Origin of the sequence: Rhizobium cauense (genome assembly GCF_019511525.1) — a bacterium.
Classification (GTDB): Bacteria; Pseudomonadota; Alphaproteobacteria; order Rhizobiales; family Rhizobiaceae; genus Rhizobium; species Rhizobium cauense.
The window spans coordinates 1-1,054 of the sequence record NZ_JAEUAT010000057.1 but is presented as its reverse complement, the minus strand read 5'-3'; the positions used below and the strand labels follow the sequence as shown (position 1 = coordinate 1,054).

General features: G+C 55.6%; 1 protein-coding gene. It reads left to right on the top strand.

Annotated features, from left to right (window positions below; genetic code table 11):
* The first annotated feature begins 82 nt into the window (after positions 1–82).
* Positions 83–1,037 (top strand): IS630 family transposase gene (locus JNB88_RS33100; protein WP_220359162.1). Its coding sequence is split into 2 segments (ribosomal slippage): positions 83–418 and positions 420–1,037, totalling 954 coding nucleotides; the frame shifts between segments, so codons are not numbered across the junction.
* Positions 1,038–1,054 lie beyond the last annotated feature (17 nt).

The window sequence follows — 1,054 nt, the reverse complement described above, 5'->3', positions numbered from 1 at the left end:
TAATGCGTGTCGCAGCTTACGTGATTCAGGATTCCGTTTATGCGTGAATCATGATTCACTTGGCCATGGAAGGGGGACCACCATGGGCAAGCCGCATCCAATTGAGTTGCGTGAGCGAGTGGTAGCGTTTGTGGAAGAAGGCAATAGTCATCGTGAAGCATCCCGCCACTTCCGGGTTTCTCCGCGGTTCGTCAACAATATGATGATCCTGCACCGATCGAAGGGATCGGTCGCTCCCGGCAAGCAGGGTCATCCACCAGGCGGCGGTAAATTGATGGCACATAGCGATTGGATTGCCGCGCGTGTTGCCAGCAATGGTGACGTGACGTTGGACGAGTTGTGTGTCGAACTGACCGAACGCGGCGTGATGGTCCATCGTGCCACTATCGGTCGGTTTCTCCAACGGCTTGGGCTGAGCAATAAAAAAAAGCCTCACGGCCAGTGAACAGCTGCGGCCGGAGATCGCACGCGCCCGTGACCTGTGGATCACGCGCCGGCGGCGCTTCTTTAACAAAGCATTGGCCCGTCTCATCTTTATCGACGAGACGTCGACAAATACCAAACTGACCAAGCGTACCGGATGGTGCGCCAAAGGCCAGCGGTATCGAACCCATGCGCCATTCGGCAAATGGAGAACCCAGACCTTCATTGCCGGACTGCGATGCCACGGCTTGACCGCGCCGTTTATCGTTGATGCACCGATGAACCGGCTGATATTCGAAGCCTGGATCGAAACCCAACTCGCTCCGACCTTGTCGAAGGGCGATGTCGTCGTCCTCGACAATGTCGGCTTTCACAAGAGCGAGCGCGCCGCCCAACTGATCAAGCAACGAGGCGCATGGTTACTGTTCCTGCCGGCCTATTCCCCGGATTTGAACCCTATCGAGATGGCATTCTCGAAGCTCAAGACCTTACTGCGAAAACGTGCGGCACGAAGCTTCGATGCAATCACAAAGGCATTGGGCGAGATTGTCGGTCTTTTCTCCATTGATGAATGCCTGAACTTCTTCAGGGCCGCAGGGTATGAGACCGAATAGGTGCGACACGCTTTAGT